At 42.5% G+C, this 24,313-nt stretch carries 20 protein-coding genes and 1 pseudogene; 3 read left to right on the top strand and 18 right to left on the bottom strand.

What is annotated here, in order from left to right; translation table 11 throughout:
• Positions 1-90 precede the first annotated feature (90 nt).
• The gene (locus B1K52_RS08940; RefSeq protein WP_077307419.1) at positions 91-357 is read left to right on the top strand and encodes a hypothetical protein; all 267 of its coding nucleotides are present in this window, start codon (positions 91-93) and stop codon (positions 355-357) included.
• A gap of 29 nt (positions 358-386) precedes the next feature.
• On the opposite strand, the gene B1K52_RS08935 is transcribed toward B1K52_RS08940, so the two are convergent.
• From B1K52_RS08935 to B1K52_RS08915, 5 genes and pseudogenes are all read right to left on the bottom strand, one after another.
• The gene (locus B1K52_RS08935; RefSeq protein ID WP_077307417.1) at positions 387-2,294 is read right to left on the bottom strand and encodes a BglG family transcription antiterminator; all 1,908 of its coding nucleotides are present in this window, start codon (positions 2,292-2,294) and stop codon (positions 387-389) included.
• 67 nt (positions 2,295-2,361) lie between these two features.
• Positions 2,362-2,694 (bottom strand): PTS lactose/cellobiose transporter subunit IIA, encoded by a 333-nt coding sequence (locus tag B1K52_RS08930; RefSeq protein WP_077307415.1) that lies wholly within the window; start codon positions 2,692-2,694, stop codon positions 2,362-2,364.
• Between the two features lie 31 nt (positions 2,695-2,725).
• A complete protein-coding gene (gene celB, locus B1K52_RS08925; protein WP_077307413.1) occupies positions 2,726-4,060 on the bottom strand; it encodes a PTS cellobiose transporter subunit IIC in 1,335 nt (444 codons plus the stop codon).
• 5 nt (positions 4,061-4,065) lie between these two features.
• A pseudogene (locus B1K52_RS08920) lies at positions 4,066-4,392 on the bottom strand (PTS sugar transporter subunit IIB); the annotation flags it as partial.
• A gap of 121 nt (positions 4,393-4,513) precedes the next feature.
• Positions 4,514-5,395: a TetR/AcrR family transcriptional regulator gene (locus B1K52_RS08915; protein ID WP_179106513.1), complete on the bottom strand. Its 882-nt coding sequence runs from the start codon at positions 5,393-5,395 to the stop codon at positions 4,514-4,516.
• Between the two features lie 202 nt (positions 5,396-5,597).
• Between B1K52_RS08915 and B1K52_RS08910 the strand changes: the two genes are divergently transcribed.
• Together B1K52_RS08910 and B1K52_RS08905 are read left to right on the top strand one after the other, a co-directional pair.
• Complete coding sequence (locus B1K52_RS08910; RefSeq protein ID WP_077307407.1) at positions 5,598-8,801, top strand: efflux RND transporter permease subunit; 3,204 nt, start codon at positions 5,598-5,600, stop codon at positions 8,799-8,801.
• Between the two features lie 63 nt (positions 8,802-8,864).
• Positions 8,865-9,389: a hypothetical protein gene (locus B1K52_RS08905; RefSeq protein WP_077307405.1), complete on the top strand. Its 525-nt coding sequence runs from the start codon at positions 8,865-8,867 to the stop codon at positions 9,387-9,389.
• Between the two features lie 3 nt (positions 9,390-9,392).
• On the opposite strand, the gene B1K52_RS08900 is transcribed toward B1K52_RS08905, so the two are convergent.
• From B1K52_RS08900 to gnd, 13 genes are all read right to left on the bottom strand, one after another.
• Positions 9,393-10,172 (bottom strand): AraC family transcriptional regulator, encoded by a 780-nt coding sequence (locus tag B1K52_RS08900; RefSeq protein WP_077307403.1) that lies wholly within the window; start codon positions 10,170-10,172, stop codon positions 9,393-9,395.
• Between the two features lie 21 nt (positions 10,173-10,193).
• Complete coding sequence (locus tag B1K52_RS08895) at positions 10,194-10,769, bottom strand: LysE family translocator (RefSeq protein ID WP_077307401.1); 576 nt, start codon at positions 10,767-10,769, stop codon at positions 10,194-10,196.
• A 150-nt stretch (positions 10,770-10,919) separates the two neighbouring features.
• Positions 10,920-12,428: an FAD-dependent tricarballylate dehydrogenase TcuA gene (gene tcuA, locus B1K52_RS08890; protein ID WP_077307399.1), complete on the bottom strand. Its 1,509-nt coding sequence runs from the start codon at positions 12,426-12,428 to the stop codon at positions 10,920-10,922.
• Between the two features lie 27 nt (positions 12,429-12,455).
• On the bottom strand, positions 12,456-13,973 hold the full coding sequence (locus tag B1K52_RS08885) for a tripartite tricarboxylate transporter permease (RefSeq protein WP_077307397.1): 1,518 nt from the start codon (positions 13,971-13,973) through the stop codon (positions 12,456-12,458).
• Positions 13,974-13,984: 11 nt separating this feature from the next.
• Positions 13,985-14,434, bottom strand: a complete 450-nt coding sequence (locus B1K52_RS08880; RefSeq protein WP_077307395.1) for a tripartite tricarboxylate transporter TctB family protein — start codon at positions 14,432-14,434, stop codon at positions 13,985-13,987.
• A 22-nt stretch (positions 14,435-14,456) separates the two neighbouring features.
• Positions 14,457-15,434, bottom strand: coding sequence for a tripartite tricarboxylate transporter substrate binding protein (locus B1K52_RS08875; protein WP_077307393.1), 978 nt, complete (start codon positions 15,432-15,434; stop codon positions 14,457-14,459).
• A 170-nt stretch (positions 15,435-15,604) separates the two neighbouring features.
• Positions 15,605-16,294, bottom strand: coding sequence for a response regulator (locus tag B1K52_RS08870; protein ID WP_077307391.1), 690 nt, complete (start codon positions 16,292-16,294; stop codon positions 15,605-15,607).
• A gap of 21 nt (positions 16,295-16,315) precedes the next feature.
• A complete protein-coding gene (locus B1K52_RS08865; RefSeq protein WP_077307389.1) occupies positions 16,316-17,908 on the bottom strand; it encodes a sensor histidine kinase in 1,593 nt (530 codons plus the stop codon).
• A gap of 344 nt (positions 17,909-18,252) precedes the next feature.
• On the bottom strand, positions 18,253-19,701 hold the full coding sequence (locus B1K52_RS08860) for a sodium:solute symporter family protein (protein ID WP_077307387.1): 1,449 nt from the start codon (positions 19,699-19,701) through the stop codon (positions 18,253-18,255).
• Positions 19,698-19,898: a DUF3311 domain-containing protein gene (locus tag B1K52_RS08855; protein ID WP_077307385.1), complete on the bottom strand. Its 201-nt coding sequence runs from the start codon at positions 19,896-19,898 to the stop codon at positions 19,698-19,700. The genes B1K52_RS08860 and B1K52_RS08855 overlap by 4 nt, the downstream gene beginning before the upstream one ends.
• Positions 19,899-20,415: 517 nt before the next feature.
• Positions 20,416-21,738: a GntT/GntP/DsdX family permease gene (locus tag B1K52_RS08850; protein ID WP_077307383.1), complete on the bottom strand. Its 1,323-nt coding sequence runs from the start codon at positions 21,736-21,738 to the stop codon at positions 20,416-20,418.
• 62 nt (positions 21,739-21,800) lie between these two features.
• Positions 21,801-23,327 carry a gluconokinase gene (gene gntK / locus B1K52_RS08845; protein WP_077310552.1) on the bottom strand — a complete coding sequence of 509 codons (1,527 nt, stop codon included), beginning with the start codon at positions 23,325-23,327 and terminating at the stop codon, positions 21,801-21,803.
• A gap of 34 nt (positions 23,328-23,361) precedes the next feature.
• Complete coding sequence (gnd, locus tag B1K52_RS08840) at positions 23,362-24,258, bottom strand: phosphogluconate dehydrogenase (NAD(+)-dependent, decarboxylating) (protein ID WP_077307381.1); 897 nt, start codon at positions 24,256-24,258, stop codon at positions 23,362-23,364.
• Between the last annotated feature and the right edge of the window lie 55 nt (positions 24,259-24,313).

Here is a 24,313-nt window from a genome sequence, read left to right as displayed (position 1 = left end):
GGGTTTCAAAATAATTAAAAAAAGACACAGGAATCGCATTTGTATACAATTGCGAAAACTGGTACAGTATTAAAAAGATGAGGTGACCAAATGGAATTCAAAAGAACGCCGCTCATAGCGGCTGTGTTGAGCTTTCTATTTACTGGTCTGGGCCAGTTTTATAATCAGCAGCATCTGAAAGGTACAATCTTTGTCTTAGTCAATCTGCTGAATCTGTTCTTAATGTGGTTTGTCGTCGGGTTGTTTACCTTTTTCATTTTTTGGATTTACAATATTTATGACGCTTATAAGATGGCGAAACGGGCGAATATGAAGCTCGCACGCCAAAAAGGGCAAGTAGAACCTTCCCCTAACTAAGACAGCTGTCCTATTTGGAAGCTGTCTTTTTAGATGGAAACAAGTGTGTGATGAAAGGCTTCATAAGAACTTGCCTCCAGCAAACGTTGTACATGATCAGGATGTTCAATAATTCGGACAAGCTGCTGATACATACTCGTAAAATCTTCTTCGCTATCTTTCTGAATACATAACAAACAGACAAATCGCACCGGCTTGCCGGACCAGTCGATTGGCTTTTTTAAGGTGCAAACAACCCACAGCGTTTCCTCCACTTGCGCTTCAATCGGATGCGGGACAGCTACTAAATTGCCAAAACTGGTCGGCGCCATCTTCTCTCTTTCATACACCGCATGAAGAAAACCTTCTCCAACCTTCCCATCCTTACCCAACATCTCCGCCATATGCGCGAGCACATCTTCCTTGCACGTATATTCCTGCTGAAGATATACATAAGCCGGCTGAATGTAGCGTATCTCCTGACCGGATTTTAAAAAAGCTTTCAATTTAGCAATTGCTTGCGTATCCAAGATAACTGGCACTTGGATGACTGGCAATGGTGATACATCTGCCTCAATCGGCACGGTGCTGATTACCACATCCGCGTCCCACGTTTTAGTAGAGATCAAACGGTAGTATTCAATCGTATCAACAATGTCTAATTTATCCGGAAAAAGAGATTGCAATTTATAGCGCAGCAACTGGGCACTGCCATGTCCCGATGCACAAACAAGTAAACATTTTGTCTTCTGCTCTTTTTGCTGCACCCTCTCCAAAGCAGCGCCAATGTGCAGCGCCAGATAGCCGATCTCCTCCACCGCCAGCTGAATTCCCATTTCCTCTTCTACTGCACATGCACCGATTACCGCTGCTTCAAATGCAAGGGGATAATGCTGCTTAATGTCTTCCAATAAGGGGTTCCGAACATTCATGTCGTACAAATGCCGATGAATAGCTGGCTTGAGATGTACCGCCATGCCATGAAGCAAGTCCAAATCATGACGAAGATCCAGTCCCGTTTTGTCATGTATCCTGACTACAATTGCTTCTGCTAAGTCCGACATCCCCATGTACGTTTGCATATTCCCTTGTGCGCCATACTCTGTACCCATTAAATGAATCGTCATATACGCCACTTCTACTTGCGGAAAGAACAGATGCAGTTCTGCCTCCAGTGCAGCAGTGAGTTGGGCCGCTTCCCGAAACGCTGGCTGCTGGATCATATCCTGCAAAGCATCGGGAGCAATTTCTACATATTGTTTATCTCTGATTCTTCTGCAGGCAATCGCAATATGGGTCACCAAATTTTGCACCGCTACATCAGATAATGCGAATTGCTTATCCGTCACAAAACGGTGCACGATGTTATGGACAGCTTGAATGTCACTTTCTGATATAATCGCATCGGGTAAATTATATCCTTTCTGCCAACCCGATTGAGTTGAAAAGAATGCCGATAAGAAATACCGCTTCTCCGTCTCTGTTCCTTTAATTCGAATACCATATTTCGGTCTTTTCTCTAAATCCAACCCTGCCTTCTGCAGCATTTCTCTCACTTGTTTGAGATCATTTTGCACCGTTGGAAAACTGACAAACACTGCTTGCGCCAAGTCCTCCATCTTCTGATAGCTGTCAGACAAAAGCAGAAGTTGGAGCAGATGATTTACTCTTTCAGCTGGTGTCTCCACTCTTGTATACAGACAATTTTGCCTTTCTTGAATTTCTTTCTGTAAATACTGCTGAAATAACTTCTCATTCGCAACAATCAATCGATAACCTTGTCCTCTAATCGAGGCGATGACAGCAAGTTCCTCGGCAAGCTCCTGCTGCAGCACCTTCATATCGGAGCGAATTGTCCGCTCCGAGACCGCTAGTTTTTTTGCCAGTTCTTCCGCTGTTTTTATACTTGATTCAGAAGCTAAGAAAGTTAATATTTCTAAAAGCCTTGGCTGCAGCATAAAGCCACACCTCCATATCCCTATGCTATGCAAAAAAGGCGATCTGTTGACCGCCCTTAAAAATTCCTCAGACCGAATCGCGAGCTGCAGCTTGTTTTGCTAATGCATCATGCAGATAAATGATTTCTTCTGCCATTTCTCTGACCGTCATGGCATTCATCAGATGATCCTGCGCATGCACCATCAAAAGACTTAACTGTGATTGCTGTCCGCCTGCTTCTGCTGTGATAAGTTCTGTTTGAATATGATGTGCCTCATTAATAGCCTCTTTGCTTAACTGGATTTTTTGCTTCGCTTCTTCAAACTTCTGCTGCCTTGCAAGTGTCATAGCTTCCATTGCGTAACTGCGGCCATCGCCGCCATGCAGTATTAACTGAAATGCTTTCTCCTCTATATTCATCGCTGCCTCCTTTGGATGCTAAATGAATTTCTTATTCGTCTGTTTTCGTTGCAGCCAGTTCACGTTGTCTCGCTTCCTCTTCTTTCTGCTGGTTTTTCTCTAATATGCGGAAGAAAGGATAATAGATCGCCATTGCCATTGCTAAATTGATCAGCTGCATCACAGCGCCAGAGAGTTTCCCGCCGGTTGCCAAGTAACCGGAGATGATCGGCGGCATTGTCCAAGGAACTACGATACCAGCAGGTTTTGCCACTAATCCTAAACTCATCCCGACATAGGTTGTAATAACCATTAAAATCGGAATCGTGACAAATGGAATAATCATTAATGGATTCAATACGATTGGTAAACCGAAGATAATCGGCTCGTTGATATTAAATAACGCTGGACCAGTTGCTAGCTTACTAAGCTGTTTATTTTGCTGCAGCTTCGCTCGCCAGACCATCATCAGCACCAAGCCTAACGTGGCACCAGAACCACCAACATTAATAAATACTTCAAAGAACTGCGCGGTGAAAATATGCGGCAGCTCCTGGCCAGCTGCAAAAGCAGTTGCGTTTTCAGCAGTTGCTTTCAGCCAAATTGGAGACATGATTCCGCCAACAATGTTGGCACCATGAAGTCCGCAAACCCATAGTAAAACGACCATTAGTTCTGCAATGATACTGCCGATTAAAGAAGTACCAACGAGCGTTAGCGGCGAGCCTATAACTGTCGAAATCAAATTATGAATATCACCAAATGGCGTTGCTTCGACAGCTAATCGAATAAGCCAAACAAGGATGATAACAGCAAAACCAGGAATAAGTGCTATGAATGACCGAGATACCGCTGGCGGCACACCGTCTGGCATCCGGATAACGATATTCCGTTTCACAATGAAACGATATACTTCTGTAGCAAGCATAGCTACAAGCATTCCGACAAACAAACCGCCGCTTCCGAGTAAGGAAACTGGCACGAAATTAGCTGCAGCACCTTCTACTTCAAACGGGCTGAATGGTGTTGCCAGCAAGAAGGCCGCCAAAGCGATGGCACCTGAAGATAAGGGATCTACACCATCTGATTCATAAGCTTGCGCCAATCTGTACGCGATACCAAAACAAGCAAAAATCGCCATCACATCAAACGTGACATTTACCGGGTACTGCAGCTTCGTGTTCCACGACTCACCGAAAATATTCGCCATAAAATCGGCATACCCCGGTATTGGCAGGTTTCCGAGAATAAGGAATAAGGAGCCGACGATAATCAATGGCATTGTCAGGATAATACCATCCCGCAGTGCCACGAGATGCCGCTGTGCAGCCAGTCGGCCAGCAAACGGCATCACTTTCATTTCAAGAAAGTCATTGAATTTGCTCATGCTCTTCACCCCTTCTTCGCAACGAGCGATTCAGCATGATGCAGCACATTTTTTCCATTACCAGTTCCATAATCCACACTGTTGATTACTTCCACTGGAATCCCACGCTCTGCGCCTACCTTTTTCATTTGTGGCAGCATATAGCGAATTTGCGGTCCAAGCAGCAGTACATCTGCTTGTTCAATATGTTTTTTCGCCTGATCAGCGGATACAGCTTGAATTTGATAACCCTTTGCTTCAGCTTCTGCAGCTTTCTGCATTTTAGAGACAAGCAGACTAGTAGACATGCCAGCGGCGCAAACAAGTAAGATATTCATTTCGTTATCCCCCTTTTTGTTCTTGCTTTTACTATACGATGAAAGCGTTTACATTTCCTGCTAGTCTTTTGCCGTTTCGCAACGGAAACGTATTTAAATTAAAAAACCAGCATGCAATTCTGCAGCCGGTTTTCTCCTACAATACTTTTATTTCCAGTAATTGCGCTAATTCAGTACGCAAGCTTTCTAATTCACTAATTCCTTTAAAATTGGCGAGTAACCCTTGGATAAGCAGCTTTTTGGGTTCCTTTCCTCGCATCTCTTCTTGAATTAGCTCCACTACTCCTTGCAGTTCTTCCATTTCAATGTGTGCCGAATCGAGCTTCAAGATGACAGCTTGCATCCGGTGCAGCACTTGCATGACTTCTTTATCTCTTAACTCGTTCTCAAAAACAGACGATGCAACAGGTGTATCTTCCGTCACTAGCGGTTCTGTCTTCCGCTTCAGCAAACCAGCCACCATATCATCCATCCGTTCCAGGATGTACGCTGCCGTCCGATCCAAATCAAGCAGCAGTCCGTAAAGCAGCATATCGCCAATAAACTGATAGAGCATGCCTTCCAAAAGAATGCGCAAATCCTTTAAATACGGCTTACTTGCATCTCCATAAACATCCAATAAATCTAATTCTGTCTTCCGTCTGCCTGTTTCCCTCACTTCAAGGAAAAACAGCTCCATTTCTTTTCCTATATCCGAATCAATTTCATGCCGCTGCATGACAATAAAATTTCCCCGTTTAACCATTTCTCGCATAATTGTCGCCAGCTTCAATTTTGCTTTATCACGGCTATTGTGCATGACTTGCTCATCAACTTTTTCAATTTCCTCGGAAATTAAACGAAAATGATACCGTACAATCTCTGCCAGCAATTCATCCTTTGATTTAAAGTAAGAATAAAAAGCGCCTTTTGAAAGTTTGCTTGCCTCTGCAATTTCTTGAATACTGGCAGCATGATACCCTTTCTTGGCAATAATCTCGGTTGCACGCTCGATGATGATTAATTTTTTCTCCTGCATATTGCCGTCCCTTTCGACTGACCGGTCGGTCATAATGTATTAAAAGTTCATAAACATTTCGTTAATTCTATGATAATTACATGAAATCAGCTATTAATCTTTCCAATAACCCTGTTATAATTGTTGCATTAACTGGGTGATACTACTATAGTATAGAGGAAGAATGACCAGTCGGTCAAATAGGGAATAGAGGAGCTGGACCGTGAGAAAGTTTATCAACTTTTCGTTAAAAAACAAAGTTGCCGTATGGTTGCTGACCATTATGGTTGTCGTGACGGGAATCTATGCCGGCACAAATATGAAATTGGAAACACTGCCTGATATCAGTGTTCCGGTACTTTCTGTAACCACTACATATCCTGGCGCACCGCCAGAAGAAGTATTGGAAAATGTAACAGAGCCGCTTGAACAGGCGGTACAAAGCTTGGATGGTGTAGAGAACTTAAGCTCCACATCCATGCAAAACGCTTCCACTATTCAATTAGAGTACGCGTACTCGAAAGACTTGGATGAAGCAGAAACAGAACTTAAGGACGCACTGGAAAAAGTGCAGCTTCCAGATGATGCAGAAGAACCAGCAGCATCACAAATGAGCTTCGACGCTTTCCCAATTATTACGTTAAGTGCTTCAAACAGCAATCAAAGCATTGAAGAATTGACACAAACAGTTGAAAGAGACTTACAGCCTGCACTAGAAGGCATTGAAGGCGTCGGTTCTGTAGGTATTTCCGGACAGCAGGTTCAGGAAGTACAGATTACGTACGATGAAGATGCACTAGCTGAGAACGGTTTGACACAGGATACAGTCGGTCAGATCATTCAAAACAGCAGCGACTCTTATCCGCTTGGACTCTACCAATTTGGAGACAGTGAAAAGAACGTCGCTGTTGATGGAAACATTATTAATCTTGATGACTTGCGTAATCTAGAAATCCCGTTAACTGGCGCGGCAAGCGCACAGCAAGCAGCAGGTGCACAAGGCGGGCAAGCAGCGGCACAAGCTGCACAAGCACCGACTGAGCTTCCAACTGTTCAGCTGCAAGACATTGCAGAAGTGGAAGTAGTTGGCGAAGTTGAATCCATTTCCCGTACTAACGGAGAAGATTCCATCGGGATTGATATTACAAAAGATCCTAACGCAAATACAGTAGAAGTTGTAAATGCTGTAAAAGATCAAATGAAGCAATTTGAAGAAGATCATGATGGTATGAACATCGTATCAACGATGGACCAAGGAAAACCGATTGAGGATTCCGTCCATACGATGGTAAACAAAGCCCTCTTTGGAGCTATCTTTGCCGTCATTATCATTCTCTTGTTCTTGCGAAATATCCGTTCTACGATTATTTCCGTTATTTCGATTCCTTTATCGATTTTAATCGGATTAATCTTCCTCTATGCAATGGACATCAGCTTGAATATCATGACATTAGGTGCCATTACGGTGGCGATTGGACGGGTAATTGATGACTCCATTGTTGTAGTGGAGAATATTTACCGACGTATGTCCTTAGCAGATGAAAAACTGCGCGGAAAGGAATTAATTATTGATGCAACACGCGAGATGTTCATCCCGATTCTTTCCTCTACTGTTGTTACAGTAGCCGTATTCCTGCCGCTTGGATTGGTAGAAGGACAAATCGGAGAATTGTTCCTGCCGTTTGCATTGGCAGTTGTATTTTCTCTATTGGCATCCTTACTCGTTGCTATAACCGTTGTCCCAATGGTCGCTCATACGCTGTTCCGTAAGCGATTGGATCGCGGCACTACAGCTGAAGAAGCAAATACGTATAAACATAAAGAAGAAAAACCTAGTAAACTGGCGAACTTCTACAAGCGAGTCCTCAACTGGACGTTAACACACAAAATTATTACTTTCGCCATCGCGATTGTTTTACTAGTCGGAAGCTTGTTCTTAGTCCCTGCCATTGGTGTCAGCTTTATTCCAAGTTCAGGTGAGAAGATGGTTGTCGCATCGTATTCTCCAGAACCTGGTCAAACTCGTGAGGACATTCAGGCAATTACAGAAGATGCAGAAGAAATGCTGCTTGATCGCGAAGGAGTAGAAACACTGCAGTATACAATCAGCAGCGGCGGTAATCCAATGGCATTGTCAGCTGGTGACTCCGCACTCTTCTACTTGGGTTATGAAGATGACTTCGAGGATATCCAAGCAGAGACAGAGGCGGTTGTTGAAGAGCTGCAAGGAATGACGGATCAGGGCGAGTGGGGATCAATCGACATGACAGGTACTGGCGGCAGCAGTGCGCAGTACTACGTGTATGGTGATAGTGTCGAAGATATCCAAACTGCATCGCAGCAGATCATGGACGTCATGGAGAACAATGACGACTTAACGAATATCGACTCGGACGCTTCCGAACAATATGATAAATATACTATTGTAGCCAATCAGGAAGAACTGGCAGCACTTGGTCTGACAGCAGCTCAAGTTACCGGCCAGCTTACCAATATTGGCAGTCAGCCATCACTTGCAACAATTCAAAACGAAGATGGCGAATCATTGGATGTTTACGTCCAAGTAGCAAATGAATCGTTTGAAAATAGAGAAGACCTGGAGAATACAACCATCCAGACTTCCCTAGGAACTGAAGTTGCTTTGAACGAGATTGCAGAAATCGAAGACGGCCAGTCTCCAAATACATTGCAGCGCCGTGATGAAAAACTTTATGGTACTGTATCTGCCGATATTAAGAGCAGCGATGTTGCATCCGCTACTGCAGCGCTGCAAGCAGACATTGATGAACTGGAACTGCCAGATGGTGTAAGCATTGATCAAGGCGGAACTTCCGAACAAATCACTGAATCGTTCACACAGCTTGGCCTTGCTATTCTAGCAGCCATTGCGATTGTGTACTTTGTCCTTGTGCTGACCTTCGGCGGAGCACTTGCACCATTTGCTATCCTATTCTCCCTGCCGTTTACGGTTATTGGAGCATTAGTAGGATTGCTTATCGGCGGTGAAACAATCAGCGTATCTTCTCTAATCGGAGTACTGATGCTGATCGGTATCGTTGTTACAAACGCTATCGTGCTCGTTGACCGAATTATTCATAAGGAAAAAGAAGGCGTCACAACTCGGGAAGCAATTCTCGAAGCCGGAGTGACACGTCTTCGCCCAATCCTGATGACAGCCATCGCAACTATCGGTGCCCTTGCACCACTTGCCTTCGGATTTGAAGGCGGCGGATCGGTACTTATTTCCAAAGGACTAGGTATTACCGTTATCGGCGGTCTCATCAGTTCTACCTTGCTAACACTTGTTATCGTGCCAATCGTGTACGAAATGACAACACGCTTCAGCCTGCAAGAGCATCATAAAGCAGAAAGACAGCGCCGCAAGGAAAGAAAACAGGCAAAAAAAGCAGCAAAAAGAGATAAATAATAAATAAACAGAAAAGCCTGCAGCACTTGACTGCAGGCTTTTCCTTTATATGGAGGTAAGATGATGAAAAGGAAGAAAGATCGTATTTTATATACAGATGCACCTGACACCCTCAATTTCCTGCAATTTGTTCATAATTACGCCAAGCAGGATGCACACGTATTTCCAAGCATCCCAAATAATCCATGGGAAGTACAAGAACCAAAATTGCTGAAGCCCATGCTAAAACAGCTATGGAACGAAACATTATTGTCACCTAATCCTTCTATTCACATGAAGAACCATAAAAAAGATTTTCAAGCACTCTTTAAAGATGATGAAAGCTTTACTAGCTGCTTAGAAACTTTCCAATCATGGTGGGGAAACATGGCTGGTCAAATGGCCGTTGAACGTTTTATCGGTGATCAAGAACAAACTTCTTTATACACCTTTTTCCTGTTAACAGATAAGGATGAACTTACGATACATCTGACTTATGACAATGAAATTCTAGACAAGCCCTCAGTTGAAGGGCGTATCGTACTGACTTTAAGAGAAACATTCATACAAAAGGAGATGCTGCAGACTGTGCGCGCACGTCTAAAATAATCATCACCACTTAAAAAATTGCATATATTCGTATGCAGTTATTCCATAGCTGTGCTTAAAATGTCTATTCATATGAGCTAAATCAACAAATCCGCATGCAGCCACAGCCATATAGACATCACGACTTTTCTCAAGAATGTGTTTAGCTAGCTCTACCTTTCCATTTAAAAAGTATTGATAAGGAGAAATACCAGTATGTTGTTTGAATAATCTAATAAACTTGAATTTGGAAAGCTGAAGTTCCTTACATATCTCATCAAGCTTTAGAACGCTATGTAAGCTAGCGTGCATCATCTCCTTAGCTTTTGAAACGAAGGGATCGGCTTTTCGGTAACTTGTTTTCATTTCGATTAAGGTAAGACTATCTATCAGAGAGACAAGCAGTTCGTAGCAAAGTGCTTCATCTCTTTGGTTTAACACTGCGGTCGACAAATTAACAATCTTTCGCTCCAGCTCTCCATTGTAAACAATCGGGTTGGAAAATAAGAAAACTTCTTTTTGCTCTGTCATTTCTAACATTAACTCCGGCTCTATATACAGCATGACATAGTCAAGACCGTCGTCATCATAAGCCATTCCGTCATGTGGCTGTTCCGGATTAAAAAGCATCACACCATTTGGGTAGGATAATTGGTTATGACCGTCCAAGTTATATTGTTGAATACCTCTTAGCGTAACTCCTAATGCGTACTCTCTGTGCGCATGTTTCTTATATGTGAAATCTTTCATACTTACTGACAAAGCTGTGACACCTGCTGACTTTCTATAGATGAACTTTTCCATTTCTTCACCTCTGAATTTTGGCTAAACCCACATCATACAAGTCGCATATAGCAGAAATACTGCTAATACAATATTCACTATTCTTGTATGCTTTTGCAAGAATCTTTTAAACACCGTTCCGAAAAGTACCCAAGCAGCAAATGCGCAGAATCCAATGGTTGTGATCACCACGACATATAACAGTATGACGGAGCTTTCCTTGTATGCTTGCATAACGAAGGACGGAATTACTGTCATCGTGAAAAGAATTACTTTAGGATTCAGAAATTGCATAAGAAAGCCTGATAGAAAGCTGCTGTTCTGATGTTCAGAAGTTTTAGAAGCATTTGATTTATAAATTTGATAGGCTAGAAAAATCATATACAAGCTGCCGATTGCTTGCATGAATAATAATACTCTCGGCAAGACCGTTACAAGCAATGCATTCAACACAGCCGATATACATAATAACAAACCAAAAGCAATAGTGGCTCCGTATGTATACTGCATAGCTCTTTTCGCCCCGAGTCGATGAACAATCGATAGAATAACAATATTAGTAGGCCCTGGCGTAAAGGTGACAATAAAGCAGTAAATGAGAAAAGAAGTGATATTCATGTTGACTCTCCTTTCAAGTAGTCTTACATGAATATAAACGAAAGCAGCTTTTTCTAGATAGTACATTATTGCAAGTGTTGGAATAGTGTGAACGCACAACCATTCACCCAAGCAAAAAAACCACCATAAAGCTGGTGGCTTTCCAATGATTTAAGAAGGTATATTTGTATTTTTAGATTCTACGTAACGGGCTGCTGATATACCTGCCGTTTTGCCAAATACCGCCCCAGACATTAAGCCTGAGCCTCCAGGATAATTTTCGTAAAAGATACCGCCAACCATTTCTCCAGCAGCGAACAATCCTGCGATTGGTTCTCTATTTTTATTTAACACTTCACCATCTGTGTTTACTGACACTCCTCCAAACGAAAAGGTAATCCCGCATGTAACAGGAAAGGCATAGAAAGGTCCTTCTTCTATTGGTAGTGCCCAGTTTGTTTTCGGCGGCGTAATGCCTTTTGTAGATTTGCCATCTTTTACAGTTGGGTTGTAGTAGCCTTCTTCCAGTGCATCGTTATATGCTGAGATAGTGTTTAAGAATGCCTTCTTGTTCACCGGCAGTTTTTCAACTAGTTCTTCTAGCGTATCAGCTTGATAATAAGTAGCTTCTTTCAGGTTATATTCTTTGCGTAACATGGGACGGACTTGCTGGTCATAAATTTGATAAGCAACATGACCAGGCTGCTTTAGGATTTCTCGGCCATATTTAGCGTAAGTATAGTTTCTGAAGTCAGCACCTTCATCGACAAATCGTTCTCCTTCTTTATTAAGCATGATACTTAATGGGTAGGAATGTTTTTTGAAAATATCGCCAGGTTTCGTGAAGTCTCCTACTTTTGGAGCGTTATAATCTGTGCCGATTGAGTGGCAGCCAGACCATTCCCCATTTTTTTGGGCTCCGAGAGCTAATGCCATCGTTAGTCCATCACCTGTATTATATTCCGTGCCGCGGACAATTGCTGCTTCCCATTCTTCACCAATCTCCTCAGCGCGCATTTGTTTATTGCCTTCAAAGCTTCCGCATGCTAGGACACAACTTGAGACAGAGACTTCAATCGTTTGGTCGTTTTGCTCAACTAAAACAGAAGAAATCCTGCCGTTCTCCGTTTTTAATTCAATTGCGCGGGATTCGTACCAAATATCAACTCCAAGCTCTTTTGCTCTGGAAAACAGCGTCGTCATTAACCCCATTCCAATGTTTTTTGTTTTTACGGGGAGACCGCCCCAGAAATGGAATTGCCCGTCTTTTTCATAGGATTGGTTATTATAGTTCAATTCAAATTCCACACCGTGCTCTTTCATCCAGGAAATCGTATTATAGGATTCGCTGACTACATGGTTCGCTAATGCTGGCGTGCTTTTCCCACCAGTTACGCGCATGATATCTTCATAATAATCTCTTGTACTATATTCTGGCATGACAATCTTGTCAGCTTCTTCATCTGATAAGAGAGGAATGAGTTTTCTTATGTCACGGATATCGTTGTACGCAAAACGGATTGCACCATCTGTAAAGTACGAATTCCCACCGCGTTTCTGTTCGGGCCCTCTTTCAAGAACTAGTACAGTTATTCCTGCTTCACGTGCTGAGATAGCCGCGCATAAAGCAGCATTACCAGCACCCACAACGACTAGATCATAGCTTGATTGGTTCGAGATAACGATCGCCTCCCTATTTTCTTAGTATTAAGATGATTTAGAAGCCTGATCTGGATTATTGACTCGACTTCTTTTTTTGAAGAACTTGAAAATTAACGGGTAAAGTAAAGACACTATAGTTAGTATGACTAGAGCAATACTAACTCCAGATGAGAAGAAAATGTCGAAACTGCCATTTGATGATAATAAAGCTTTTCTGAAGTTTTGCTCCATTTCCGCTCCCACAATCAAAGCAAGAACAAGTGGAGCTAGTGGGAAGTCCATGACTTTCAGGAGCAAACCAAAGAATCCAAAAATGAGTAATAAGAAAAAGTCGATTGTAGAGTAGCTTAACGTATACGTCCCAATAAAAGCTAAAATTACAATGATTGGATACAGCACTTTGGATGGGGTATCAAGAATTTTCACGAGTAATCCAACCAGCATAATGTTAATAATGATTAGAACAATATTCCCGATAAACATACTATTGATCAAAGCCCAAGCTGTTTCGGGTTGTTGCTCAAATAACAGTGGACCAGGTCTAAGACCAAGCATGACAAGAGCTCCAAGCATAACAGCGGTTGTCCCGGACCCTGGGATACCCATGGTTAGGAGCGGAATCATAGCCCCAACAGACGCTGCGTTGTTAGCAGATTCTGGCGCAGCTAGTCCTTCGGGTGCACCTTTCCCGAATTCTTCTGGTTTCTTAGAAATCTGTTTTTCTGTCGTATAACCAATCATCGATGCAATCGATCCCCCGGCACCTGGTAGTACTCCAATAAGAAAACCAATAGGCCCGCTCCGTAAGATCGGCCATTTCGATCTTTTCCATTGTTCCTTTGTAAACCAAACCCTTCCAACCTTCTTCTTTTCCTTTTTCTCTCGATCAATTGTTAATAAGTTATAAAGCACCTCACCAATTGCATACACACCAATGATGACAATTAGGAAATCAATACCTTCACTTAAATGTGGGATATCCATGGTAAAACGGTAAACGCCTGTTTGCGTATCGATTCCCACCGTACTTAAGGTAAGCCCCATCATCATGGCGAGAAAACCTTTGACCATTTTACCGATTGATAGAGCGACAATAGCTGAAAGAGTCAGCAGCATTAATAAGAAATATTCAGCTGGCCCAAACTTTAAGGCAAAGGTAGCTAAGGGTTCTGCCAGAAATATAAATCCCACAACAGCTATCAAACCACCTATGAAAGAGGCGACCGCTGATATGGCTAGCGCTTCACCCGCCTGCCCTTTTTTCGCCATTGGATAGCCATCAAAAGTCGCAGCAATAGCGGAACCATCTCCTGGCGTGTTTAAAAGGATTGAGCTTCGTGATCCGCCATACATCGCCCCATAATAGATCGCAGCCATCAATATGATTGCACTGACAGGATCCATTCCGAATGTAACGGGTATTAAAACGGCAACAGCAGTCGCTGGACCTAGACCAGGAAGCATTCCTACAACTGTTCCTAAAAATCCACCTATGATAATCCAGAATATGTTTATTGGCTGCAAGGAAAGCATAAGACCATCTACAAAACTGCCTCCATCCATCTGACCACCTCCTAAGGTAAACTCACTCCAAGTAACACGCTAAATGCGTACCACGATATAAAGGAAAAGACAATTGTTACAATGATATTAACCATCCATTTCTTCACCCCGTTGATATAAAATAGGAGGGCACCCAAGTAAATGATGGTAGAGGAAAGAAATCCGATACGTTCGAATATAAAGCTGTAAATTATCCCTAACAAGAGTGTAAATCCTATCAGCTTCGGCGTTCTTCCAGAAAGCATCTCCTTAATATATTTGTTTTCTTTATGAAGTTTTTTTAGTTCTTGGAACAGATAGATGACACTAAAAAGGAGCATGATTATGCTTAATCCAGCCGGAAAGTAAATGGGTGCATTTGGATTTCCTAAATTCGCCTTGGGCAAGTTAAAGGACGCAATTAAGAAAACCGTGCTAAAAAGTATAAAAAATATAGGAACGCTTAGTTTAATTGCTTTCATCTTACATTCACCTCTTTTGTTCCTATTTAACTAATCCGGAGTCTTCTATTAAACCCTTATACAACTTGTGCTGCTCTTCCATAAACGCTTTGGTCTCTCCACTATTTTTATAGAACCCTTCCCAGTCATTGTTTTCCAACACTTTTTTCCACTCGTCGGTCTCGACCATTTCGCCTAATTTTTCATCCCAATAAGCAATTTCTTCTTCTGTCATATCTGGCGGACCCATGATTCCTCTCCAGTGAGGGAATACCAAGTCAATTCCCTGATCTTTCCAAGTGGGCACATCTTCAATTTCTTCCACTGGTTTATCAGATGAAACCGCTAGAATATTGAGTTTGTCCGCTAGATACTGATCTTTAACTTCAGATAGTGATGTTGTAACTGCATCAACATGACCACCAAGCAAAGCAGTTACAACATCGCCGCCACCTTCATATACAAGGAAGTTTAACTGGGAAGGGTCAATACCAAATTCACTAGCTGCTTGCACAATAGATAAATGATCATCATTCCCTAATCCTGGTCCAACACCAATTTTGATAGAGTCTGGATCTTTTTTAATGGCTTCCAATAATTCGCTAGCAGATTCAAATTTAGAATCAGGAGGAACAGCAAGGGATTGCCATTCCGTTGCCAGTGTCGCGATAGGAGTGAAACCCTTATAAGTCAGTTCACTTTGACCGAGAAGATTATTCGTCAGTACTAGACTGGAATTGATTGCTAGAGAATGGGCATCTTGGGATTCTAGGTGTTTCCAACCCACTTCTCCGCCACCGCCTGGCTTGTTAACGACAGACATATTCTCTTCGACCAGATTTTGGCTTGATAACACATTTTCAACTGAACGTGCTGTCAAATCCCAACCACCACCTGGTGAAGCTGGCGCTATGATTTCTAGATTTTTAGAAGGATATTCAGCACTTGAGGAAGTGCTGCTTGAACAGGCCGTGACAAAAAGAAGAAGAAACAACATAACTATCATTCCGAACTTTTTCATATAAACACTCCTTTTCATTGTTGTCATCTCATCTTTATCACAAGATGTAATGACTTCGTGCATTTATCTTAGCTTTTCAAATAATTAATGTAAACGTTTTCAAAATTAAACACTTTATATACTTAAAGAACGTTTTGTTCATTAAGTTCACAAGATGTATCTCAAGTACGCTACTTATTTTTCACCTGATTATCTAGATAATATCGCCGTTCAGGACGACCAACAATTCCGTATACTTGTTCAACTTTCACTTCATCAATGCCGACCAAATATTCAAGGTATCTTCGTGCTGTTGTTCTTGACGCTCCTATTTTTTCTCCTGCTTTCTCAGAAGTAATGCCATCACTTTCCTTCTCTAAAATATTTTTAATTTTCTCCAGTGTCCTAAAGTCGATTCCAGTTGGAAGAGGGGCTTCGGATTGATCGGGCTGGTGTGACCCAAATACCTGCTCTAGAATTCCTTTGTTAACCTCAGAAGCAGATTGTAACAGCTGCCTTTTTTTAAGATATCGAGATATCGAGTCTTTGAATTGGTCAATCATAACTGGCTTTATTAAATAATCTTGGACACCATAGCTCATTGCTTTTTTTAAGAAAATCTTATCGGTGGCCGCTGTAATCATGATGATATCTACGTGCGGGTGTAACTCCCTGATTTTAGGCAATAATTCTGTGCCAAGCTGGTCAGGCATATAAACATCAAGCAGCACTAAATCGACAGTGTGTTTCTCAAGCAGTTGAAAGGTCTCTTTCGCACTCCCTGCTTTTCCTACTAATTTGAGATTCGGCATTTTAGCTAAGAACTCTTCATGAATTTGTGCTACACGAAAATCATCTTCGGCAATGATAACCCTATACATGAGTGATACCTCCCAAATATTTCATTCCATTTCCTTTGGCAGAATAATGGTGAAAATTGTACCTTCTTGCTCATAGCTCCCAATCTCTATCGTTCCTTGCAATAATTCTATTTCTTCTCTGACATGGGCTAAGCCGTATCCTCGATTTTCCCCTTTAAGAGAAAAGCCTTTTTGAAAGATTTTCTGCTCGGTACCTTTTTCAAGACCCTTACCATTATCAGCTATCTCGAACACAATATCCCTTCCTAAGTCGGTGACGAAAAAGGAGACAATCTTTTCTTCGTTATCCATAACTGCATCGAATGCATTATTTATGACGTTACCTAAAATAATAATAAGTTTTGACAGTGGGATATGGTCAGGCAATGGCTCGAGAGAACTGCCTTCTTCAATCTTAAAGTTGACTTTCTTCTCAGAGGCTTTAGCCAATTTACCCAGTATGATAGCCTGAATCTTCTCATCCCGAATATCTCTGAAAAACATTTCTGTTACTTGTTTTTGAGATTGCGTTTCTTCCTGAATCAGCTCAATCGCTTCTTGAAGTTTATCTAATTGAATTAGTCCTAAAATAACATATAATTTGCTTGTAAATTCATGAGCCTGCGCTCTTAAATCTTCCGTATACTGTTTGACTTCTGAAAGCGCATCAACCATTTTCTTTATCTCGGTTTTATCTCTAAAACTAATAACTGTCCCGACTATGTCACTTCTCCTGCGTATCGGTCTCGTATTAACAATCAGATTTTTGTCTTTATAGTGGAGCTCTTTATTTGTAATTCCTTCTATAGAAGCGACCATTTCCAGGAATTGCGGAGAAGTTATGACGTCATATACAGTCTGACCTTCTGCATGATTAGGAAGGTGCAGCAGCTCTTGTGCTGAAACATTGACCATTGTTATGATGCCTTTTTGATCAATAGCGACAATACCTTCTTTAACAGATTGGAGAATAGCCTCTCTCTCTTGGTATAGGGTTGAAATTTCATATGGTTCCAGTCCAAATGTATCCTTGCGAATGCTTCGAGCTAACAGGAAGCTGCCTGCAATCCCCAAGATAAATACAGCACTAGATGCTGTGATAATCCTCTTAATATCCGTTTTCGTTTCGTTATGTATGTCTTGCATTTTGAATTCCGCTATAACGGCACCTTCCATTTTTTTGTAGTCACCATAGTCAACAATGATCGGTGCAATCCCTTTGAGAATCTCCTTATCACCTTTCCCCGTATAAAGAATGTAATTACTGCCATACACTACAGCTCGATAATAATCCCTGCCTGTTGTTTCTACAGTCGATTCTGTTTCGGTTGCCCCTACTGTTTCTCCTGACCGGGATACTACTCTAATAGCTGAAGCGTCGACTTCTTCTTGAATTTGTTCCGAAATTGCATCAATGCTTTCCATACGTCGATTCTGGATAATTGTTTCTTGGACTATTGGCATGTAAGAAACCGTTTTGGCCGTCTGCAATGCTAAATACTCAGCATTTTCTACATCTTCATTTGATTCCATATAGACAACCATGCAAGTGACTAGGCTTAAAACGAGAAGCAAGAGAAAAATGACCAAGCCTAAAATTTTTATTTGTAACGATACGCGAAAGAATTTCTTCATACTTACCTCCTTTGGTTTGAATCGCGTGTTTTCGAATCTCGATGAAGCGAGGACCTCCATTTGTATTTTAGCAATCTTACAAAAGCTCAACAATTCAAAATGATTACGCTTACATAATGAAGCTTATTTAAAGAGTACGCGTTTTAGCAGTGATTATAGTAGTTCACCTTGTCGTTCTATGGATAAAGTGACTACCCAGGTTCCTCCTTTCGAGTTGCCTTAGACTCTATTGATTATCCACTATAACACTACCGTATACAAAAAACTGGCTGACATGAGTCCGGTACAGTACCGTTTTCATGCCAGCCAACACGCATTTTAACTTATATCATTTAGGGTACAAATTAACCCTGTTTTCTTTTCGTCGCCAAACTCACAACAATCATAACTACAACATTCACAACCAATGCAATAATCCCCGTATTCACATCATTCCATGCCGATGGTAAGAACGGGAATAAATCCACTAGGGTAGTGTGTGTCGTCGTAATATAAGCGACAACAGTTAATCCAGCAATAATCCCTGCACCTGCACCATACTTGTTAACGAAATTCCCTTTCCAGAGACTAAAGAACAACGATGGAGCCAACTGGGTCATTAAGCTGTAGCCCATCAAAATGATATTAGACAATGTTGCTCCGCCATGCAGTGTGAAAAGAACAGCGACTAAGCTGACAACAGGAACAAGCAGCCGTGCTAGTTTCCCGATTGTTTGTTGTGATGATTTCGGAGCAAATACGTTATAGATGTTCTTTGCTAATAACGTGGCTGTGCTCATTATCAGCAAGGAACCAGGTACTAGTGCTGTCAGTAAGCCTGCTCCTCCTATAATGCCGATAACCCAAGGATCAAAGGTTTCCATTGAAATCCGAATTAAGGCCAGATCCACGTCTTCTCCTTCCAATCCAGGCACCGTCAAAATGGCGGCGGTTCCTACTAAAAAGACAAACAGAAGCATGAGTGTATACAACGGACTGATGATCGCGTTTTTTCGGAATACGCGTGCATTTTTCGCTGTATAAGTAGAGCTGAAGACTTGCGGCCACATGTAGAATCCCAATACAAGCAGCAAGACGGTCGAAATAACCCAAGTGACGCTATTGCCATCGTCCGGAAACCTTAAGAAGTCCGGATTAGCTGTATGGACAGCTTCGAACATTGGCTGAAAACCGCCAAAATAATGTAACGGCAAATAGATACCTAGAAAACAAATAACAACGACCATTACGATATCTTTAATTAAAGCAGTCCAAGCTGATCCGTGCACGCCAGAGAGCATCACGTATATCGTTAAACTGATTGCGCCAATCCATACAGCTGTTTCCATGGAAATAGCGCCGTACGAAGCTTGGGACACGATAATTCCTAATCCCTTTAGCTGTACGACGATAACAGGTATCATGCCGATAACCCCGACTAATGCAACAAGTACGCCGAGATACGGACTGTTGTATTTTTTCACAAAGAAGTCAGACTGTGACACAAGCTTATGTTCTTTTGCATATCGCCAAATGACCGGTAACAGCCAGTACGAGACAACATAAGATAAACAGATGTACATCAGTACATATAGTGCTGGTGCTCCTTTTCCGTACGCCCAGCCGCTGCCGCCAAGGAAAGAGAACGTTGTATATATCTCCCCTGCCATGAGCAAGAAGACGAAGATGGCACTAAAACCTCTCCCCCCGACTGTCCATTGCTCGAGGTCCATTTGTTTTCCTTTGGTAGACCGAATGCCTAAGAAAACAGCTAACAGCAGAAATCCTAATATGATAATAAGTGCACTATTCATTGTTCTTCATCCTCTTTATTTCGTGGGTCCAGCTTGTAGATAACAGCCAGAATAATACTAGTAAGTACAGTCCATAAAACAATCCAAAACATAACAAACGGCATGGACAGCACAAATGGCTCCACTCTGTTCACGAGAGGAAGAAATCCTAACATCCCGACAAAAGGCAGGATCGTCAGAAAATATAATCGTTTCATGATGTGATCACCTTCCAAGATAATTAGAACCTATAAAGTTCATGAAGCTATCATATGCTTTCTTTCGACAATTAGCAAAGACCTTACTTCATGATGACATAAAGAAACGAGCCTGGGACAAAACAAGATTAATTCATCCTAAATGCGAACGATGACTGGATCCATACTTTTTAATGCAGCCCTCTGACGGCTGCTGCCTCTCCAACTTTAGCTGTTATTGTCGAACAGGAATGGCTTTTGAAGTAGACACCGACAAGAAAGTCGCTATCTTTTTCGAGGAGTCTACACATTCTCCCTACACTAGTGAAGGTTTCTCATAACAAAAATTAGCGTAGGAAATACACGGAGGCTCCCCAGCCGCCCGCAGGAAAGCGGAGTGTATTTCCGAAGCGATGCGCTCATCTAAATTTCCAATGCAAATAATCCAAACAACGCTGCAGGTAATTGCAGTATTGTTTGGATCATTATATAGCTTAAACAGTTATGTCTCAGCCTCGTATCGTTTACTAGATATGCATCAAACAAAGAGATCCATAATCAATACGCCGCCAAAAGCAACAAATGCAAGAATGGTCTCCAGCACTGTCCATGTTCGGAATGTCTCTTTCACTGTTAAGCCCAGATATTCTTTGACCATCCAGAAACCGGCGTCATTGACATGAGATAACATAAGCGAACCCGCTCCTGTTGCGATGACAAGCAACTCCAAATTCACACCACTCATGTGGGTAATGATTGGCGATACAATACCTGCCGCTGTGGTCAGCGCCACAGTCGCAGATCCAGTCGCAACCCGGATCAGACCAGCAACAAGAAATGCCAGCACAATTGGAGAAAGAGATAAATTCGTCGACATTTGTGCAATTGTGTCACCAACACCGCTGTCGATAAGCACTTGTTTGAATCCGCCGCCGGCACCAATGATTAAGATGATAGAACCGACAGGCAAAATGCATTCTTCTGTCATTTTCTTTAATCGATCACGGTCCATCCCCTGACGGAACCCAAGGAAGTAATAAGCTACAAAGACCGCAACCAATAATGCTACTAATGGACTTCCGATGAAAGCGAGCAGTTCTTCTGCCAAATTAGGAAGTTTCATGTAAGGTCCAACTGCTGACAAAATCATTAACAACACCGGCAGCAAAATGACAAAGAAACTAATGCCTGTTCCCGGTGTGCTTTCCGGCTGCGTCACTTTAATGAGATTCGGCTCGCCTTGCGGAATGACCCGCTTATGCACCCATTTCGCAAATACCGGACCGCCAAGAATTCCAGCTGGTATCGCAATAACGAGGGAGTACAGTAATACCATACCAAGATCTGCTTCATAAATGCTAATAGCTGCAAGAGCTCCTGGATGCGGGGGAACAAGTCCGTGCACGATGGAAAGACCAGCTATGACTGGCAAAGCAATCAACAAAATGTTTTGCTTTGTCGTTTTATAAATACTGATTACAAGCGGTAGTACGATTAATATACCTACTTCAAAAAAGACCGGGATACCAATAATAAAACCGGCTAAGAACATGGCCCATGGCAATCTTTTTGGTCCGAACTTGTCTACAAAGAAATTCGCCACTTGATTACCCGCACCAGAATCAGCCATCATTTTACCAAGTATCGTTCCTAATGCCAGAATACCGACAAGGTGGCCAAGCACGCCGCCGACGCCTGTTTCATAAGCTTTTACAATTTCATCGAATGAAAGACCTGCCGTGATGGCCAGGAAAAGACTTGCGACAGTTAAGCTGATAAAAGCATGCCATTTGAAAACTGTAACACCGATAATAACAATAACGATAGCTAATAAGGTCATAGATAAAAGATAGATCTCCATCTCGATTTCCCCTCTTCTTTGTTGTTTAAGCGCTTTCACAGACTAAGGCAGAGAAAGCCGCATTATTGCAGCATTCTCCGCTGGAAATCAGCAATTCGTGCATATTCTGTTTCAAAAGTCCGAGACAACTGAATATAAATGCTCATCAGTTCTTGATAAACATCCACACACTCCGGATTTGGTGTATGGTGGTGCGTACGTCCAATCATGTCATTGACAACATCAAATGACTCAATATCGCCGAGACTATACAAACCGAGAACAGCTGCTCCAAGACAAGAACTTTCGTAGCTTTCCGGGATATGCACTTCTTGATCAAAGATATCTGCCATCATTTGTCTCCATAAGCTTGATCGTGCGAAACCGCCTGTAGCTTGAATCTTTTTCGGGCTGCCTGTCAATTCTGTCAACGCTAACAGTACCGAGTAAAGATTGAATAAGACACCTTCCAGAACCGCACGAATCATGTGCTCTTTCTTATGATGCAGCCCAAGCCCGAAGAAGGAACCGCGAGCATTGGCATCCCAAAGCGGTGCGCGCTCTCCTGCTAAATAAGGGTGGAATAACAGACCATCTGATCCTGGTTTTACGAGTGAAGCAATCTTGGTAAGCACTTCATACGGATCAATACCGAGCCGTGCTGCCGTTTCCGTTTCGGCTGCACCTAGCTCATCACGCACCCAGCGAAGTACAACCCCGCCATTATTCACCGGTCCGCCAACGACCCAATGATTTTCCGTCAGCGCATAACAGAAGATACGCCCCTTTGGATCTGTTGTAGGCTTGTCCGTTACAGCACGAATTGCTCCGCTCGTTCCGATAGTGACGGCTACAACGCCTTCTTCTACTGCACCTACCCCAAGATTGGACAGAACCCCGTCACTTGCACCGACGATGAACGGTGTTTGCCGCATCACACCTAGTTCTTCTGCCATCTGTTCTGTCAGACCGATAAATTGATACGTCGTTGATACCGGTTCGGATAGCTGATTGGCAGTAACACCAGCAACCTCTAGCGCTTCCTCATCCCAATCGAGCTTCTCCAAGTTGAACATGCCTGTTGCAGAAGCGATCGAATAATCAACTTTATAGCTGCCGAATAGCTTAAAGAAAACATATTCTTTTATGGAAATGAATTTAGCAGTCTGCTGGAAAATAGCTGGATGTTCTTCTTTCAGCCAGCGCAGCTTCGACAACGGCGCCATTGGATGAATCGGCGTGCCAGTACGCTCATAAATGCCATGGCTGTCTGTTTCTTCTTTGATTTTCTCCGTCCATTTTGTTGCTCGGTTATCAGCCCAAGTGATGCATGCCGTGAGCGGTTTGTTGTCAGCATCGACAGCAATAACGCTATGCATGGCAGAACTAAAGGAAATACAGCGTATCGCTGCTGGGTCCACACCGCTAATGCGAATCGTATCTTTAATGGTTGAAACTACAGCTTGGTATATCACTTCCGGATCTTGCTCAGCTGTTTCCGCTGTTGGCGAATGCAACGGATATTCAATACCTTCCTTTGCAATTACTTCGCCAGTTGTTGTGAACAGGACGGCCTTCGTACTTGTCGTCCCCATATCTACGCCGATCATATAGGAAGCTTGCAACTTCTTCCCCTCCCTTTTGTTAGCGTTTCACCACTGCGTGACCGCCGAATTCATTTCGCAATGCTGCGACTACTTTTCCAGAGAACGTATCTTCATCTAATGAGCGATAGCGCATCATGAGTGACATCGCGATAACAGGTGTTGCTGCTTGCAGCTCAAGTGCTGTTTCAACTGTCCATTTGCCTTCACCAGAAGAATGCATCACACCGCGAATGGCATCCAGTTGCGGATCTTTGCTAAATGCGGATTCAACAAGTTCCATCAGCCAAGAGCGGATAACTGAACCGTTGTTCCATACTTTCGCAACATGCTCATAATCAAAGTCAAAATCACTTTTCTCTAATACTTCAAAGCCTTCTGCAATCGACTGCATCATACCATATTCCACGCCGTTATGGACCATTTTCAAGAAGTGACCGCTTCCGCTTTTGCCCGCGTAATGATAGCCATTTTCTACACTGATTGCTTGGAAGATTGGTTCAATTGTTTTGAACACTTCTGCGTCTCCGCCAATCATTGTGCACACGCCGTGACGCGCTCCATCCGTTCCGCCGCTCGTACCTACATCAAAGAAATGAATGCCATGTTCAGCAAAAGCCTTTGCACGTTCCACTGATTCCTTGTAGTTGGAGTTTCCGCCGTCCATCAGAATATCTCCTTCAGATAGATAGCTCTTCAGCTCATCCAGCACTTTTTCCGTGATTTCTCCAGCAGGAACCATTGACCAGATAATCTTAGGGCTTGGCAGTTTTTCTGCTAATTCTTTCAAAGAAGACGCAGCCTCACCATTCGTCTCAGCAAATTTCGTGCGCGCTTCTTCACTTACATCAAAAGCAACAACCTCAAAATTATTGTCCAACAAGTTCAAACCAAGATTGAATCCCATTTTTCCAAGACCGATTAATCCAATATGCATGATATATATTCTCCTTCAAAATAATTTTCAGTTTATGATACCATAATAAGAAAAT

Origin of the sequence: Terribacillus halophilus, from assembly GCF_900162685.1 — a bacterium.
GTDB lineage: Bacteria > Bacillota > Bacilli > Bacillales > Amphibacillaceae > Terribacillus > Terribacillus halophilus_A.
This window is presented reverse-complemented; position numbering and strand designations above follow the sequence as displayed.